The sequence below is a fragment of the uncultured Cyclobacterium sp. genome (genome assembly GCF_963977555.1).
Taxonomy (GTDB): domain Bacteria; phylum Bacteroidota; class Bacteroidia; order Cytophagales; family Cyclobacteriaceae; genus Cyclobacterium.
In genome coordinates this window covers 146,972-163,618 of sequence record NZ_CAXBPD010000009.1, presented here as the reverse complement: position 1 = coordinate 163,618, position 16,647 = coordinate 146,972, and the positions used below count along the sequence as shown (strand labels likewise).

Sequence of the window (16,647 nt, the reverse complement as noted above, 5' to 3'; positions counted from 1 at the left end):
CGATCCGCCTTAATTAATTTCATTAGGAAATGGTATCCCGTTTTTAGTGAGATAAATATACCATTTCTGTATGGAAATATCAACCCAAATCTACAGAAATATGGACGATGAAACCCCTATCAAAAAGATTGATGAGAAATCTTCGAGTGCGACCATTCGAATGATCAGATTCCTGATGTCAAAATATGAGTTTAAAAATAACATGGTACTCAACGAGGTCTTTGCAAAAGAAAAAGATGGAAAGAAATACCACCCAGTCAATCCCCACACGCTTTACATAGAGTGCCGACAAGAGGGATACCGTACCTCGGTGGCAGAGATCAATACCTTTCTGTCTTCAGATTTTATCCCAAAAACAAACCCTTTCGTGAATTACTTTAAACAGGTACGGGAGACCTGGAGTGAAGTCAACCATGGAGATTATATCCGCAAATTCACTCGATATATTCAGGTACAAGGACAAGAACGTTTTGAGGTCCAGTTTAAAAAATGGCTGGTGCGCTGTGTGGCCTGTTGTCTCCGCGATGACTTTTTCAATAAGCAAGCTTTGATCTTTGTACAGGAGCAACAGAATAGTGGTAAAACCACACTAACACGTTTCCTGATTCCAGATCAGCTGAAGACTTACCAAGCTGAAAATATTTCTGTGGACAAGGACAGTCTAATCGCCTTGAGTCAGAATTTCGGAATCATTCAGGATGAGCTTTCCACACTTTCCAAAACAGAGATCAACGCACAGAAAACGCTGATGAGTAAATCACAAGTCAAAGTTAGGCATCCTTATGATAAGAAGCCTAAAATGGAACCGAGAAGGGCTTCCATTTGGGGATCCACTAATAAGGCTGAGTTTCTCACGGATGTAACAGGTAGTGTGCGTTGGCTCTGCTTTACGGTAAGGGAAATTAATTGGAATTACATAAAGGAAATTGAAATCGATAGGGTTTGGGCACAGGCTTATCAGCTATACCTGACGAATTTTCATTATGAAATGACAGCGAAGGAAATCCGGGAAAATGAAATCATGAACAACCAGTACAAAACCATTTCTCCAGAGGTTGAGCTGGTGCAAAAGTTCTTTTCACCCGGCACTAAGGAGGACCATGACAAATTCATGACTGCTACCGACATCTGCCATCAGCTGGCTTTAAATATTTCTGGCAATCTCAGAATTAGCCCTGTGGAAATAGGAAAAGCATTGAAACTGCTTGGCCATGTTCAGTCCCAGGTGCGGAGAAACGAAGGTCAAAACTTCCCTGAAAAAGGATATTACATAAAACAAAACCAAGCTACTACTTACTACAAATAAGCTGTAAATAAATGAAATACAGTGCTTTAATAGGTAGTAAGATGGGATAAATCAGAATACTACATCCCACTACAATAAAAGTTTTGTAGTAAGACGGATTCAATTTCCTTTAAGTCATAAGGTATTAAAAATCAACAAACTAAAATAGAAATGTAGTAAGGTAGTAGCTGTAGTAAGTGGTTTTTCAGAAAAATTAAACTTAAGAACAATGAATGCAAAAGAGGCAAATAAAATATCCATAATAACCTATCTGGACCAGATGGGAATCAGACCAAGTAAAGTTAAAGCAGGTTATTGCTTTTATTATTCTCCCTACCGGGAGGAATCAACCCCTTCTTTTAAGGTAAGCCCGAGCAAAAATCTATGGGTAGATTTTGGAGATGGAAATGCTGGTGGGACGCTGATTGACCTGGTTCTTAAAATGAATCCTGCTTATACTGTTCCTGATGCCATTAGGGAAATCGAAACGGTAAATGGATCTTCTTTTTTTCTTCATCAGCCTGCTATTCCCCGACCGGACCCATCCGAAGAGACAGCTGAAGGAATCAAAATTATAAAAACCAAACCACTTGGAAGCAATAGCGCCATTTCGGATTATCTTCAATCCAGGCGAATCCTTCTGGATACAGCTAAAGAATTTTGCTGCGAAGTCTATTACCGCATTGGTGACAATAGGTATTTTGGTCTAGGCAATCCTCATGAAAATGGTTGGGCAATTCGTAACAAATATTGGAAAGGCTGCACTGCCCAGGGGGTGTCTACCTACTGTAACAATTCAGCTGATCTTTGCCTTTTTGAAGGAATATTTGACCTGCTGAGTTATAGGGAGATGAGAAAAGGGGACCATTACCGAGAGGACTTTATGGTGCTTAATTCTTTGGCCAATTTACAGGGATTCTATTCGAAAATAAATAAGTACAGCCGTGTGAAATTATTTCTGGACAGGGATAAGGCTGGAAAAGTGGCGGCCAGAAAATTATTGGATAGCCTACCCCATTGCCGAGACGAGTCAGAATTATTCCATCCGCATAAAGATCTAAACGAGTATTGGATGAGTAGGGAAAATTTAGGCGTAAAAAGGTAACCGAACAAATTAAGATTTTTAGGATACTACAGAAATACGAAGAAAATGTTTAGTGGATTGGAGGAGACTTAAGGCTTTGCCTTACAAATTGTTGAATATACGGATATGCCGATATACCAATACCTGTGAACACTCCTATTTAAATAACTCTATACATAGATATGTGCTGAAAGGGAGGGGATTTTATTTGGAAATATGGAATGTTGAGTTCCAATAATAAATGCATATACAGGAATCCCAATACGCATATGACCATATATGTGGTAATCCATATATCTCAATAAAATATAATAATTATTTGCATATATTTAGATAAAAACATAAGTTGAGCAATATTATTAGTAATATTTAGTTATTAATTTATATTAAAACAGTTCTTTATTTTACCAACCAGAGTTAAACTATTCCTCTGGTGCCACTAGAATTCCGCTGTGCACGGTCCTTGCAAGTTGTGTCTTTGTCCGACAAAAACCACTGGGTTTTTTTCTGCCAAAAACGAACTTGCCCCTCCCATTTCCCTTCCTGTTTGACAGTTGGGTAATGTGGAGTGGAGAAGAAAAATCCTCGCAACTCGGATTTAAAAAAAATATCAAATGAAAAAAGCAACCCAAAATGACAGGGAAAAGGTCGTGACCATCCTGTTGAAAGCATTCAAAAAAAACAAAAGTGTCAACTACATCGCTGGTAAAGAAGAAGAGAAAATTCGCTATTTGATGGAGTATTCTTTTGAAAACTGCATTGATATGGGTGAAGTTTTTATTTCGGAGGATGGCAATGCTTGTGCGATGATCCAGTTTCAGGATAAGAAAAAGTTCTCTTGGAAAAGTACTTATCTGGATATACAGTTAATCTTAAAAACCATTGGGTTGGGAAATATTCCCAAAGCCCTGTCCAGGGAATCCTTTATCAAAAAACATTATCCCAAAGAGCCTTTCACCTATTTATGGTTTGTTGGGGTCAGCCCGGAAAAGCAAAAGAATGGTTTTGGAACTAAGATTCTGAGGCATGTATTGGATTATTCCAAAACACTTGACCGACCTGTTTACCTGGAAACATCTACGGAGAGCAACCTCCCCTGGTATCGAAAACACGGTTTGGAGATTTATACCGTTTCCGAAAAGTTTGGGTTTCCCTTTTACTTCCTGAAAACTGCCTAAAACGCTATGACTGTTCTGAATACCGAAATCCACATTGTAACCTTAGTATTTGTTTTGTTGGAGGTGATGATGTTTTCCCATCAACTGGTTTTTTACCTCCAAAAACCCAATGAGAAGAAGAGAAAATATTACCTGATTTTGCTTTTTCTTCTGATTGTTTACAATTTGGCCGGAGGACTTTTTCCAGATGAAGATTTATCTCTGTCGGTAACATTACAATACATTCTTGCCTATGGTGCCGGTTTCGGTATGGGAGCTTATTTCCCTTATTATTTTTACAGGGCATTCAATATTACCCATTTGGAATTTCATGCCAAATACGGGGTGCTAATATTTTTAATCTTACCGTTTGTACTTTTCTTTTGCATATTATATCCTTTAGGATTGGATCTAATGACGGTGATCTACGTGGGAATGATCATCCCGTTTGCCTATGCTTTTTACATGGTATACAACATCCTTTGGGGAATTCGCCAACGCTACAAAAAAAGTAAAGCCTCCTTCGACGCTATTCTATCTTATGTTGCTGTAGCTCCCTGGACATTGATGCCCTTGTTGGCCTATTTGGAAGTAACACAGCTTACTGAAGTTTTATTGACAAATGGAGGCTTTCTGATAATCACAGTCCTGTATATCCGGAACATGGTCGAGGAAAATAGAAAAGATTTGGAAACGCTGAATCTTCTGCAAACCAAAAATGAAGATGAAATTTTTACCATTCGCTGTACCAAGTTTGGCCTGACAAAACGGGAAATTGAAGTCTGCGAATTGGTCCGGGAAGGTCATATATACAAGGATATCGCTGATACTTTGTTTATCTCCGAAAGAACTGTGAATAAGCATATGCAGAATATTTTCAAAAAGGCAGAAAGTAATAACAAGTTTGATTTGTTGAATAAGATTACCAGAGGATGCGAAGTCGGCTTGAAATAGGCTCGGATTCTACGATTCCAAATTGCAGTACTTTCTACATTTAGGTAAATATAGATGGCTCGTATGTCATTTATTAATAGAAAGTTGATGGAATAGAGGTAGGCTGAATAATTGTAAAGGAAAGATTCGGGAGGTGGTGCATATAGCCTATCGAAGTTTTCTGAGGCAGTTTTGATGATAGGATTTTACTTTATCTCGATAACAGGCATTTCAATTACACAAAATTTTATAGTTTCTAAATTATGATTATTTGAAAAGAGAACCTTTTGAGCCCTTGCCATGCATGAGTATTGTAGCTAATTTCTTCGTTTGCGATCCGATTGCAACCTATTAAGTATATTAAATTGATAAGGGCTTTCTTTCAGGAAGATTTACTTTTTATAAAACCATTGTGATGAAAAGAAATTACTTGGTTTGAAATGTGAAAAGGACCAATTCAAATTAATTAATTTAATTATTGCTGTTGCAATTCGTTGATGTCCAGTTTTTACTAAAGCCCCAACTTGTATTATTAGGAAGAATACAACAGCCTACTTTTCCCATTCCTTTCCCGGTTACTATTTTAAATCAACACTGAAAATAAAGTTTAAGCTATATTCTTACCATAAACTCATACATAATAGCCATAATAATGTACTGATCTCCTCAGTAGGCCTCAATACATTTGTAAATAATTTAAAGCAAGAGAAAATATGCATTTAAAGAGGCGGTTAAAACATAAAATTCAAATGAAGTGGACTCTTTTATTGGCTGTATTTATAGTGGCTGGTGTAGAAACAGTCGCACAGAATTCCTTTACGCTCTCGACTGATCAGGAGTTAAAAGTGGAAGGTACTTCCACTATCCATGATTGGGAAATGATATCGGATAAAGCTAAAGGTAGTGCTGAGATTGAATTAAAGGGGAATAAGATTACAGGCATCAATTCAATGGTTATCAATTTGCCAGCGACTTCATTAAAAAGTGGAAAAGGCAGCATGGATAACAATGCTTACGAAGCACTCAATACAAAGGAATTTCCCGAAATACAATTCAGCCTTGTAGAAGTAAAGGCATTAACAGACCAGTCCTTACAGGCAATGGCAAACCTTACTATTGCAGGTAATACACACCTTATGTCATTTAAAGTGGATTATGAAATTAGTGGAGATACTATACAATTTATAGGATCATTTCCTGTCAATTTTACGCAATTTAAAATGGATCCTCCAAAAGCAATGTTTGGCACTATTAAAACGGGAGATAAACTACAAATTTCCTTTGAAACAATTTTTAAGTTAATAAAATAGAATTCAGATAATTATGAAAACTAATAATAATTGGTATAAAACCACCCTACTTTCGCTGACCTTTCTAATTTCAGGGGCAGTGTATGCGCAGCAACCTGCCTTACAATATTTCAGGCCCAATAACAAAGTTGGTCTTAATGTGTTTGAGTCTTCAAAACAGGACACTTCAAATTTTGATGGGGTCAAAGTACGTGTGGGAGGTGATTTTGCCATGCAGTTCCAAAGTATCAATCAAACCAATTCACTGAATAATTTGGTAGACCTGGGTTCAAATTTCAATCTTCCTGCGGCTAATCTTAATGTAGACGTTCAGCTATACGATGGGCTAAGAATGCACCTGAGAACTTATCTTTCATCGAAAAATCATCAGGAAACCTGGGTCAAAGGAGGATATCTTCAAATTGACAAATTGGACTTCATAAAGCCAGGTTTCCTGCAGAATTTTATGGACGTGGCTCGTGTAACTATAGGATTAGATGAATTCAATTATGGAGATGCCCACTTTAGAAGAAGTGATAATGCACGTGCCATTTTTAACCCATTTGTAGGAAACTACATCATGGATTCGTTTTCAACAGAAGCTTTCGGAGAGGTTACCGTAATGAAAAATGGATTTTTGGGTGTAATAGGCATTACTAACGGTAAGCTCAACCAGAATGTGGTGATCAATGAGAATACTGACAACAAGCCTTCCTTTTTTGGGAAAATCGGTTATGATAATCAATTAACTGAGGATTTTAGATTGCGTTTGACAAGCTCTTGGTACATTAACAAAGGTACAACTACAGGTACTTGGATCTATGGTGGTGATCGTGCAGGTTCCCGGTATTATAATGTTATGCAAACATTAGATGGGGAGGGAGTGAATGCGTTCGAGGGTCGATTCAATCCAAGGTTTAAGAAATTAACAGCTATTCAGGTCAATCCATTTATAAATTATAAAGGGTTGGAGTTTTTCGGGATTTACGAAGTTGCCTCAAACAGTGACGATCAAGGAGGAGGGGTTTTTACTCAACTAGCCAGTGAGCTTCTTTATCGTTTTGGTAGCACAAAACAGTTTTATTTAGGAGGAAGATACAATACTGTTTCAGGAGAGATGGTTGAAAATGCACTTACACAGAAAATTAACAGGCTTAATATAGGCGGTGGTTGGTTCATTACTAAAAATGTAATGACAAAGCTGGAATATGTAAATCAAAATTACGAAGGAGAAGGCTGGACAGGCACCAAATACAATGGAGGTGAATTTGATGGCATAAACATAGAAGCAGTAATAAGTTTTTAAACAGGAGAATAGGTGCCGGATATTATTTCCTGCACTTTTCTCAATGCTGATTTAAATTATGGATAAGCTTGAATATTGTAAAGTTATTCTTAAAAAAGTGAGTTTTGACAAAGCACTATTAAGAAAGGAAACAGTTTAATCAATAAAAACTAATGGTGTTTATTCTACTTGTAGCTATTATAAACATTTGAAAGGTTCAAGTATGTTTTATTTTTCCGATTTTGGACTGCAACCTCCTCATAAAATGTTTGGAGCAGTAAAAGTAAAAGTCGCAGTTTCAGTGGATTTCCATCTCAAATTGCAAAAAACACAGTACTTGTAAGTTTAATGATTAGTTTTAATTTAGTGAGTGCCTTTTATTTGAATACTTTAGGTAGTCGAAATTTCATACATTTAAAACAAGATATTGAACAGGAACATGAATCATTTAGGTTTACTTTGCGTATATCAAAATTACTAAAGAAGATAATTTCTTGAAAAGAATAATTTCCATATCGCTACTTTTAATTTTTCTGGCTGGCAATTCCGGCTTTGCAATGGTAACACACTATTGTGGAGGAATGGCAATGGAAACGCAAATAGTAGTTGGCCATACAGAATTACATTGTGGTATGTCCGATATGGAAAGCGGTTGTGAAACCGAAACGTCAAAAGAAAATCAATTCAAGAAAAAACCCTGCTGTGAAAATGAGTATCAATCTCTTGAGGTAGAAGATGAATTTCAAGCTCAGGTTATTGGTAGTTCGTTAAGCTTAGAATTTGTAGCCGCATTTTTTGCAACCTTTATCGGCATAACATATTCTTCTGAAGCAGACAAAACAGAATATAAAAACTATTCCCCTCCTTTGATTGAACGCGATATACCTATACTCGTTCAGTCCTTCCTTATTTAAGCATTTCATTCAATTAATCGTGATCAAGGGCATAGCTCGCTAAGGCCTGGAGGCATTATTTCTATGCCTTTTAAATCAATTTAAAAATTGAATGTAAATAATATGCTTAATAAAATTATAAGATATTTTCTTGAGAACAAGTTGGTTACCGTTCTCATATTAATTGGCTTTATTGCCTGGGGCATTGTTACCGCCCCTTTCGGCTGGCAAATAGGGGCATTGCCTTCCGACCCCGTCCCCGTGGATGCCATACCAGATATTGGGGAGAATCAGCAAATTGTATTTACCCAATGGCAAGGCCGGTCTCCACAGGATATTGAGGATCAGATTTCTTATCCATTGACTACATATCTATTGGGTATACCGGGCGTAAAATCTATAAGGAGTTCTTCCATATTTGGCTTCTCCAGTATCTTCATCATTTTCAGTGAAGATGTAGAGTTTTACTGGTCTCGCTCCCGTATCCTTGAGAAACTCAGTTCCTTGCCTTCAGGCTTATTGCCGGAAGGGGTACAGCCGGCACTCGGGCCTGATGCCACTGCCCTGGGCCAGGTGTATTGGTATACCATTGAGGGCAGAGATAAAGATGGAAACCCTACTGGGGGTTGGGATTTGCACGAAATCCGTACCGTACAGGACTTCTACGTCAAATATGGACTAAATGCAACGGAAGGCGTTTCGGAAGTAGCTTCCATAGGAGGCTTTGTACAGGAATATCAGATTGATGTTAATCCCGATGCCCTAAAAGCTTATGATATCCCCTTGCATAAAGTAATGCAGGCAGTACAGAAATCAAATAAAGACGTAGGGGCTAAAACCATTGAGATCAACCAGGCAGAATACCTGGTGCGTGGTTTGGGTTACATCAAAAAAGTGGAAGACATTGAAAAGGCCGTAGTTGCTGTTCAGGAAAATGTTCCCGTCCGTATTAAAGACATTGGTGTAGTTACCCTGGGCCCATCCACCCGAAGAGGACTGCTGGATAAAGATGGTGCTGAAGTGGTAGGTGGAGTAGTGGTGGCCCGCTATGGTGCTAACCCCTTACAGGTCATTAACAACGTCAAGGATAAGATTAAAGAAATTGCCCCAGGCCTGCCTAAAAAAACGTTGGAAAATGGAAGGGAAAGCCAGTTGACTATCGTTCCATTTTATGACCGCTCCGAACTCATTTATGAAACATTGGGAACCCTGGAAGAAGCTATTTCGCTTCAAGTGCTCATTACCATTTTGGTAGTGATCGTGATGGTGTATAATCTCAGGGCTTCATTTCTCATTTCAAGTATCTTGCCTATCGCGGTCTTGATGGTGTTTATAGCAATGCGCTACTTTGGCGTGGATGCCAATATAGTGGCCTTGTCAGGAATTGCCATTGCAATTGGTACAATGGTGGACTTGGGCGTTATACTTTCCGAAAATATTATCAAGCATATAGATGAAGCTCCTCCCGGTCAAAGACTGATAGAAACCATTTACAATGGAGCTTCAGAAGTGGGTACTGCTATTCTCACTGCTGTTTCTACCACCATTGTCAGCTTCATTCCGGTCTTTACCATGCAAGCTGCCGAAGGAAAGCTCTTTGGGCCTTTGGCATTCACTAAAACCTTTGCCTTGATAGCTGCCCTGTTGGTGAGTCTATTGATCATGCCTACTTTGGCACATTGGTTCTTTGGGTTCAAAATCAATAATAAATTTGTAAAGAAATATGGCGGCTACGCTTTAGTAGTACTGGGAATTATAGGACTTGTTATCGGTCAGATATGGGGTGGCGTATTGCTGGTACTATTTGGTACAATCGGAATTTTAAAGAATATTTTTGACACTAAAAAAGCAAACTTTTCTAAACCTGTATTATTTCTCTACAATTATGCCGAGCTGATCATTGTACTCATTGGTGCAACATGGCTTTTAGCCAAATATTGGCTACCACTAGGAGCCTCAAAGTCTCTATTACTCAACTTTATATTTGTGACCTTGTTGGTAGGATTTATCCTGGGGTCGTTTACGCTTTTAGAGTATTATTATAAATCTATATTAAAATGGTGCCTGGATAATAAAGTTAAGTTTCTATTAATACCTACTTTCTTGATTTTGCTTGGCGCTAATGTCTGGTTGGGTTTTAATACTGTTTTTGGGTTTATACCTAAAGCGTTTGATAAGCTCGGCTGGGATCTTCAGACTACTACAGTCTGGTCTGGCCTGACCCATACCTTCCCGGGTGTGGGCAAAGAATTTATGCCTTCCCTTGATGAAGGGAGTTTCCTACTTATGCCTACCTCCATGCCTCATTCCGGCATTGAGTATAACCGCAAAGTGGTTGGACAACTTGATATGTTACTGACTAATATTCCCGAGGTAGATCTCACGGTGGGAAAACTTGGACGTGTAGAATCTGCTTTGGATCCGGCACCCATTTCCATGTATGAAAATATTATCAACTATAAACCGGAGTACATGCTCAGTGAAAAAGGGCATCGGGTAAGGTTTAAAGTTGATAAGGAAGATCGCTTCATACTAAACAGCGGTGATAGTCTTTCTAATGAGGAAGCCATTAACCGAGGGGTTATCTTGGAGGAACTCATACCTGATGATAACGGGAATTATTTCCGCAACTGGCGGCCACAGATAAAGTCCCCGGATGATATCTGGAATGAAATCGTGAAGGTCACCAAAATACCGGGAGTAACTTCAGCACCTAAGCTGCAGCCTATTGAAACCCGACTGGTCATGCTTCAAACAGGTATGAGAGCCCCAATGGGAATCAAAGTGTACGGCCCTGACCTGAAAACCATTGAAGATTTCGGGCTACAACTGGAAGAAGTACTTAAGAATGTTCCTTCGGTAAAAGCAGAGGCCGTATTTGCCGACCGGATTGTAGGTAAACCCTACCTTCATTTGAATATTAACCGTGATGAAATATCTCGCTATGGATTGAATGTGGAAGATGTACAGCAAACCATTGAAACTGCTATCGGAGGAATGAAGATTACTTCTACCGTGGAAGGACGCGAGCGTTTTCCAGTGAGGGTACGCTACCCCCGTGAACTCAGGGACGACCCTGAGTCATTAGGTAAAATCCTGCTGCCTACACCTACAGGAGCACAAATACCGATCAGCCAGGTAGTGGACTTTGAGTATGTGAGGGGGCCACAGGCGATCAAAAGTGAGGAAACCTTTTTGGTAGGCTATGTACTGTTTGATAAAAGGGATGGATACTCTGAAGTTGGGGTAGTCAATGACGCGCAAGCGGCTATCCAGGCCAAGATAGATTCAGGGGAATTAATTGTTCCTGCCGGGATCAGCTATAAGTTCTCTGGGAGCTATGAAAATCAGGTGCGGGCAGAGAAAAGGCTGACTATTATAGTACCGCTCGTTCTAGGTATTGTGTTCCTTATTCTCTACTTCCAATTCAAATCTGTAGCCACTTCATTGATGGTATTTACTGGTATTGCCATGGCATTTAGCGGGGGCTTTATCATGTTATGGCTGTATGGCCAGACCTGGTTTGCGGACTTCTCCATATTCGGCACCAATTTCCGTGACCTGTTCCAGATACACACTATCAATTTGAGCGTGGCTGTTTGGGTAGGCTTTATTGCCTTGTTTGGCATTGCTACAGATGATGGTGTGTTAATGGCAACTTATTTAGATCAAAGTTTTGATAGAAATAAAACAGATAATCTGAAAGGAATAAGAGCGGCAACAGTGGAAGCTGGTCAACGAAGAATAAAACCAGCTGTGATGACGTCTGCCACAACCATCATTGCTTTGCTTCCTATACTAACCTCAACAGGACGTGGTGCGGACATCATGATCCCGATGGCTATTCCCGCATTTGGAGGTATGTTCTTCGCTGCGGTCACCTACTTTATAGTGCCGGTTTTATACTGTATGAGAGAGGAAAGAAAACTTAATAAGATACAATCATGAAGATCATTGTAAATATCATAATACTTGTTTTTTTCGGAACCAGCGTGAGTGAAGCGCAGACCCTGGATGACTATTTAAAAATAGCAGCAGAAAACAATCCCGGTCTACAAGCGAAATACCGGGAATTTGAAGCGGCTATTCAGAAAGTGGAACAGGTAAATACTTTGCCGGATCCTAATTTCTCTTTTGGCTATTTCATTTCACCGGTAGAAACGAGGGTGGGACCGCAACGGGCCAGGTTTTCTTTAACACAGATGTTTCCCTGGTTTGGTACCTTGAAAGCACAGGGTGATGCTGCGGCTTTGATGGCTGAAGCTAAATACCAGTCTTTTCTGGATGCCAGGAACCGCTTGTATTATCAGGTCGCAGCAGCATACTATCCGCTTTATGAGCTCAATCAATGGAAAGAGATTGAGCGGGAGAATATTGAAATACTGGAGTCTTATAAAACCATTACCAATAAGAAGTTTGAAAATGGAGCGGGTACTATGGTTGACTTCTTGCGTGTTGATATTATGTTGAAAGATGCCAAAACCAACCTTTCCATTCTGAACGATAAGGAAGTTCCTCTGCTGACCCGGTTTAATAAACTGCTCAACAGAGAGGAAGACGCATTGGTAATTGTAGAGGACTCTCTCTTTGCTCAAGCCTTGCCTGATAATTTTAGAAAGGACTCTTTGCTTACGAACAACCCTATGTTGGAAGAATTGGACTTAAAAATAGCCTCCAGTGAGGCAAGTGAGGAGGTAGCCTATAAGCAAGGGCTTCCAAAGTTTGGAGTAGGGCTGGATTATGTAATGGTCGGAGAACGTACAGATCTGGCTTCTGATATGGCAGCTCCCCAAGACAATGGTAAAAATGCCTTGATGCCGATGGTTTCTGTCAGCATTCCCATTTTCCGAAGCAAATATAAAGCGGCTGTAAAAGAAGCACAGCTCATGCAGGAAAGCTTTGCGCTCCAAAAAGAGGATTTTGCCAATACCCTTACGTCAAACTATGAAATGTCTTGGTTTGAAATTCAACAACAGCAAGAGTTGCTTGAGCTGTATGATCAGCAAATTCAGGAATCCAATCAAGCACTTAACCTGCTTTTTACTGCATATGGCAATTCGGGAAAGGAGTTTGAAGAAGTGCTGCGTATGCAGCAACAGTTACTAAAATATGAAAAGATGAAGGCAACGGCCGAAACACAGTATCAAATTGCCCTGGCCAGACTCAATTACTTAACTGCAAAAACATATTAAGATGAATACGAATAAAAAAATAATAATCATAGCACTGTCAACACTGGCAATAGGGTTATTGCTGGGTTGGTTGATTTTTGGTGGTTCATCATCTGAGAGTAAAATGGATGATGAGCACCAGCACACGACAGAAATAGCCGGAGAGACCGTATGGACCTGCTCTATGCACCCACAGATCCGTCAGAGTGAACCCGGAGACTGTCCTATTTGTGGAATGGACCTCATTCCTTTGGAGGATGATCAGGATGAAGTACTTGACCCAATGGCAGTAAGTATGTCGCCTACCGCCATGCAACTAGCTGATATTAGAACTGCCACTGTGGGTACCATGGATCCAGTGAAAACAGTTAGATTAAACGGGAAGGTACAGGAAGATGAGCGGCTTGTTTCCTCTCAATCCAGTCACATTCCAGGTAGAATTGAACGACTGAATGTTAACTTCACAGGTGAATATGTGCGCAGGGGACAGGTAATTGCCTATATCTATTCGCCTGATTTAGTTACTGCTCAGGAGGAATTGTTTGAAGCGCAAAAAATCAAAGATACACAACCACAATTATTTAAATCAGCCCGGGCAAAACTCAAAAACTGGAAGCTTTCAGACGGTCAGATAGATAAAATATTAGAAAGTGGTACCCCTTCCGATGAATTTCCAATTACGGCAGACATTTCAGGCTATGTGTTGAGCAAAAATGTTAATGTGGGTGACTACATCAAGCGAGGGGAACCTATTTATGAGATTGCAAATTTATCACGCGTATGGGTGCTGTTTGATGTGTATGAGTCGGATATGCCCTGGATAAATAAGGGAGACCAGGTGCGGTTTACAGTTCAATCACTCCCGGGCCAAACGTTTGAAAGCAAGATAAGCTTTTTAGATCCGGTAATTAATCCAAAAACCCGGGTAGCCAAGGCCCGGGTAGAAGTGCCCAATAAAGACAATCAGCTAAAACCTGAAATGTTTGCATCCGGTACGGTAGAAGCTACATTGCCGAAAAAGTCCAACAATGTTATCGTTCCGAAAACAGCCGTAATGTGGACGGGTAAACGCTCTGTAGTCTATGTGAAAAATACCTCCGGCAGTGGAGTAAGTTTCATGATGCGTGATGTAACGCTTGGGCCGGGTTTAGGTGACAGCTTTATTGTGGAGAGTGGCCTGGAGGAAGGTGAGGAAATAGCCGTGAATGGTACCTTCAGTATAGACGCAGCGGCTCAACTGGTAGGGAAACCGAGCATGATGAACCCTGAAGGTGGCCCGGCCATGACAGGCCATAATCATGGGGGTATGGAGATGTCGGCTTCTTCTTCAACCTCCACACCTGGGAAAAAAGCGGAAGTAAAATCTGTTTCAATCAACCAAAAAGCTAAAGATGCATTAAAGCCTCTTTATGAGGAATACCTGAATTTCAAGGATGCACTAGTGGCTGATAATTTAGCTGAGGCTCAGAGTGCGGCTAATGAGTTGAAAGCAAAACTGGATGCAGTGAATATGTCAATTTTTACCGGAGCATCACATAATGCGTGGATGGACCATAGCAGTGATTTGAAAAATGCCTTGCAACACGTACAGCATTTGAAAGATATTGAGGCTGTGCGTAAAGCATTCCAACAGGTGTCTGAAGGGATGATTGATTTGACCAAAGCTTTCAACCCATTGGAGAAAACACTCTATGTGCAGTTCTGCCCTATGGCGGATAATAACAAAGGAGCTAACTGGCTAAGCACCGAAGAGGAGATTCGCAATCCGTATTTCGGAGAGGCCATGCTTACTTGTGGTGAAGTGAAATCAACAATTAAATGAAGGAATGTTGCAAAACGGGGGATGAAAAGCCCCCATCAAAATTAAAAATATGGTTTTCTCGGATCATCTGGGGAATCGTTATTCTTATAGTGGTCGGGATAGCCATTCTATAAATGTTTAACCTTTAAAAATCAATAAAATGAAAAATGTAATGAGAAAAAAGGCAGTTCTAATGATGGCTCTGGCTTTCGTAACCTTCGGGGCCTTGGCACAACACGATCATGCAGGACATGGTAAACAATCCGGTGGACAACAGATGGATCCAATGTTCAAAGATGAAGCGATGAGCAAAGCTTACGGCCATTATATTCACCTCAAAGAAGCATTGGTAGCATCTCAGCCGGATGAAGCTAAAGGGGCTGCTGATAAGCTTCAAAAGTCTTTGGCTTCCTTAGAGAATACCAAATCTGCACAGGCCGAAGCAGGTAAAGTAGCTTCAGCTTCCACCCTGGATGAGCAGCGAAAAGCCTTTGCCGTGTTAAGTAATGAAATGACAACATTGGTTAAAGCCAGTACACTCTCAATGGGTGAAATATACCTGGAGTACTGCCCGATGGCCAATGGAAACACCGGTGCTTTTTGGTTATCAAATGAGAAGGAGATCAAAAATCCTTATTTCGGTGACAAAATGTTGAAATGTGGAAGTGTGAAGGAAACGATCAATTAAATCTCAAACCCTGTGGGAAAGGTTGCAGTTATTTCATCAATCAGATGATGATCATTGCATTCCCACAGGTACCATAAATCTTTTCAATTATGGACAGACAATCAATAATAATACTTTCTGGATTTGGCCTTTTAATCATTGGAGGCCTTTTCTGGCAATTTTCTGATGTGTTTAACCGAATTCCGGTTGAAGTAAAGGAAAATGAGCAAATACCGAACGAACTGGTTTGTATGGTCAATGATGCCTTCATGGGGGTAGAGCAAATTCCCGTTGAAGCAGACGGTAAAACGTACTATGGCTGCTGCCAAATGTGTGTAAGTAAAATTCGCAAGAATACCGATAATGTTCGGTACGCTACAGATCCTTTTTCAGGTGAAAAAGTAAATAAAGCAAATGCATTTATAACACTAAGGCCCGGTCAGGGTAAAGGGGTTTACTATTTCATTTCTGAAAAAAACATGCGGTCTTATTTTAAATAAAATGATAACCAAGCTCCATATAAAAAATATGGTTTCTCCAAGCTGCATTTTGGTTGTCGAAAATGAATTGAAGGTTTGTGGTGTTGATATACAGTCTGTTAGGTTGGGTTGTGCCGAAGTGATAATATCGGCTACCATCTCACTGGAAGAAATCGATTTAAGAATAAAAAAGTTCGGATTTGAACTTATTTATGACAAAAAGACAATTTTAATAGAGCAGATCAAAATCGCAGTATTGGATTACCTGAAGTTCGTGCAAAAAAAACCTAAAAATAATATAAAATTATCAGCATACATTTCATCAAGAATTGATAAGAATTACAATTACCTCAGCAAAGTGTTCTCTAAAGAAACAGGAGAAACCCTAGAGAAATATTACATCCATATTCGCATTGAAAAAGTAAAAGAGTTTCTGGAATATGGTCAGCTTAATGTTTCCGAAATTGCCATAAAATTGGGGTACAGCAGCGTTCATTATTTATCTAACCAATTCAAAAAGGTTACTGGTTTTTCCATTAGTGCGTATAAAAAAAGAGGAGGAACTGATTCTAATTCTCAGGAAGGTTTGCCAAAAATCTAATT

The 16,647-nt window shown here is 39.7% G+C and carries 13 protein-coding genes; all 13 read left to right on the top strand.

Going from position 1 to position 16,647, the window contains the following annotated elements:
- Positions 1 to 70: 70 nt before the first annotated feature.
- The 13 genes from AAC073_RS13370 to AAC073_RS13310 all read left to right on the top strand — a co-directional run bounded on the left by AAC073_RS13370 (position 71) and on the right by AAC073_RS13310 (position 16,645).
- Entirely contained in the window at positions 71 to 1,306 is a 1,236-nt protein-coding gene (locus tag AAC073_RS13370; RefSeq protein ID WP_014022576.1) for a VapE domain-containing protein, read from the top strand.
- A gap of 208 nt (positions 1,307 to 1,514) precedes the next feature.
- A complete protein-coding gene (locus tag AAC073_RS13365; RefSeq protein ID WP_339924281.1) occupies positions 1,515 to 2,390 on the top strand; it encodes a toprim domain-containing protein in 876 nt (291 codons plus the stop codon).
- 593 nt (positions 2,391 to 2,983) lie between these two features.
- Positions 2,984 to 3,547 carry a GNAT family N-acetyltransferase gene (locus AAC073_RS13360; protein WP_014022574.1) on the top strand — a complete coding sequence of 188 codons (564 nt, stop codon included), beginning with the start codon at positions 2,984 to 2,986 and terminating at the stop codon, positions 3,545 to 3,547.
- A 6-nt stretch (positions 3,548 to 3,553) separates the two neighbouring features.
- Positions 3,554 to 4,480, top strand: a complete 927-nt coding sequence (locus tag AAC073_RS13355) for a helix-turn-helix transcriptional regulator (protein ID WP_014022573.1) — start codon at positions 3,554 to 3,556, stop codon at positions 4,478 to 4,480.
- Between the two features lie 728 nt (positions 4,481 to 5,208).
- Positions 5,209 to 5,769, top strand: a complete 561-nt coding sequence (locus AAC073_RS13350; protein ID WP_041935380.1) for a YceI family protein — start codon at positions 5,209 to 5,211, stop codon at positions 5,767 to 5,769.
- 13 nt (positions 5,770 to 5,782) lie between these two features.
- The gene (locus tag AAC073_RS13345) at positions 5,783 to 7,054 is read left to right on the top strand and encodes a hypothetical protein (protein ID WP_014022571.1); all 1,272 of its coding nucleotides are present in this window, start codon (positions 5,783 to 5,785) and stop codon (positions 7,052 to 7,054) included.
- 473 nt (positions 7,055 to 7,527) lie between these two features.
- Positions 7,528 to 7,947 (top strand): hypothetical protein, encoded by a 420-nt coding sequence (locus tag AAC073_RS13340; protein ID WP_014022569.1) that lies wholly within the window; start codon positions 7,528 to 7,530, stop codon positions 7,945 to 7,947.
- 102 nt (positions 7,948 to 8,049) lie between these two features.
- On the top strand, positions 8,050 to 11,874 hold the full coding sequence (locus AAC073_RS13335) for an efflux RND transporter permease subunit (RefSeq protein ID WP_014022568.1): 3,825 nt from the start codon (positions 8,050 to 8,052) through the stop codon (positions 11,872 to 11,874).
- Positions 11,871 to 13,118, top strand: a complete 1,248-nt coding sequence (locus AAC073_RS13330) for a TolC family protein (protein ID WP_014022567.1) — start codon at positions 11,871 to 11,873, stop codon at positions 13,116 to 13,118. Before AAC073_RS13335 ends, AAC073_RS13330 begins: the two co-directional genes overlap by 4 nt.
- A gap of 1 nt (position 13,119) precedes the next feature.
- Positions 13,120 to 14,919, top strand: coding sequence for an efflux RND transporter periplasmic adaptor subunit (locus tag AAC073_RS13325; protein ID WP_014022566.1), 1,800 nt, complete (start codon positions 13,120 to 13,122; stop codon positions 14,917 to 14,919).
- A gap of 139 nt (positions 14,920 to 15,058) precedes the next feature.
- On the top strand, positions 15,059 to 15,586 hold the full coding sequence (locus AAC073_RS13320) for a DUF3347 domain-containing protein (RefSeq protein ID WP_169313261.1): 528 nt from the start codon (positions 15,059 to 15,061) through the stop codon (positions 15,584 to 15,586).
- 89 nt (positions 15,587 to 15,675) lie between these two features.
- Positions 15,676 to 16,065 carry a hypothetical protein gene (locus AAC073_RS13315; protein WP_339674979.1) on the top strand — a complete coding sequence of 130 codons (390 nt, stop codon included), beginning with the start codon at positions 15,676 to 15,678 and terminating at the stop codon, positions 16,063 to 16,065.
- A gap of 1 nt (position 16,066) precedes the next feature.
- Positions 16,067 to 16,645: an AraC family transcriptional regulator gene (locus AAC073_RS13310; RefSeq protein WP_014022563.1), complete on the top strand. Its 579-nt coding sequence runs from the start codon at positions 16,067 to 16,069 to the stop codon at positions 16,643 to 16,645.
- Positions 16,646 to 16,647: the final 2 nt, after the last annotated feature.

Bases quoted from the DNA above. Each gene is read 5' to 3' on its own strand.
- AAC073_RS13370 (WP_014022576.1), top strand. From the start codon at position 71: ATGGAAATATCAACCCAAATCTACAGAAATATGGACGATGAAACCCCT.
- AAC073_RS13365 (WP_339924281.1), top strand. From the start codon at position 1,515: ATGAATGCAAAAGAGGCAAATAAAATATCCATAATAACCTATCTGGAC.
- AAC073_RS13360 (WP_014022574.1), top strand. From the start codon at position 2,984: ATGAAAAAAGCAACCCAAAATGACAGGGAAAAGGTCGTGACCATCCTG.
- AAC073_RS13355 (WP_014022573.1), top strand. From the start codon at position 3,554: ATGACTGTTCTGAATACCGAAATCCACATTGTAACCTTAGTATTTGTT.
- AAC073_RS13350 (WP_041935380.1), top strand. From the start codon at position 5,209: ATGAAGTGGACTCTTTTATTGGCTGTATTTATAGTGGCTGGTGTAGAA.
- AAC073_RS13345 (WP_014022571.1), top strand. From the start codon at position 5,783: ATGAAAACTAATAATAATTGGTATAAAACCACCCTACTTTCGCTGACC.
- AAC073_RS13335 (WP_014022568.1), top strand. From the start codon at position 8,050: ATGCTTAATAAAATTATAAGATATTTTCTTGAGAACAAGTTGGTTACC.
- AAC073_RS13330 (WP_014022567.1), top strand. From the start codon at position 11,871: ATGAAGATCATTGTAAATATCATAATACTTGTTTTTTTCGGAACCAGC.
- AAC073_RS13325 (WP_014022566.1), top strand. From the start codon at position 13,120: ATGAATACGAATAAAAAAATAATAATCATAGCACTGTCAACACTGGCA.
- AAC073_RS13320 (WP_169313261.1), top strand. From the start codon at position 15,059: ATGAAAAATGTAATGAGAAAAAAGGCAGTTCTAATGATGGCTCTGGCT.
- AAC073_RS13315 (WP_339674979.1), top strand. From the start codon at position 15,676: ATGGACAGACAATCAATAATAATACTTTCTGGATTTGGCCTTTTAATC.
- AAC073_RS13310 (WP_014022563.1), top strand. From the start codon at position 16,067: ATGATAACCAAGCTCCATATAAAAAATATGGTTTCTCCAAGCTGCATT.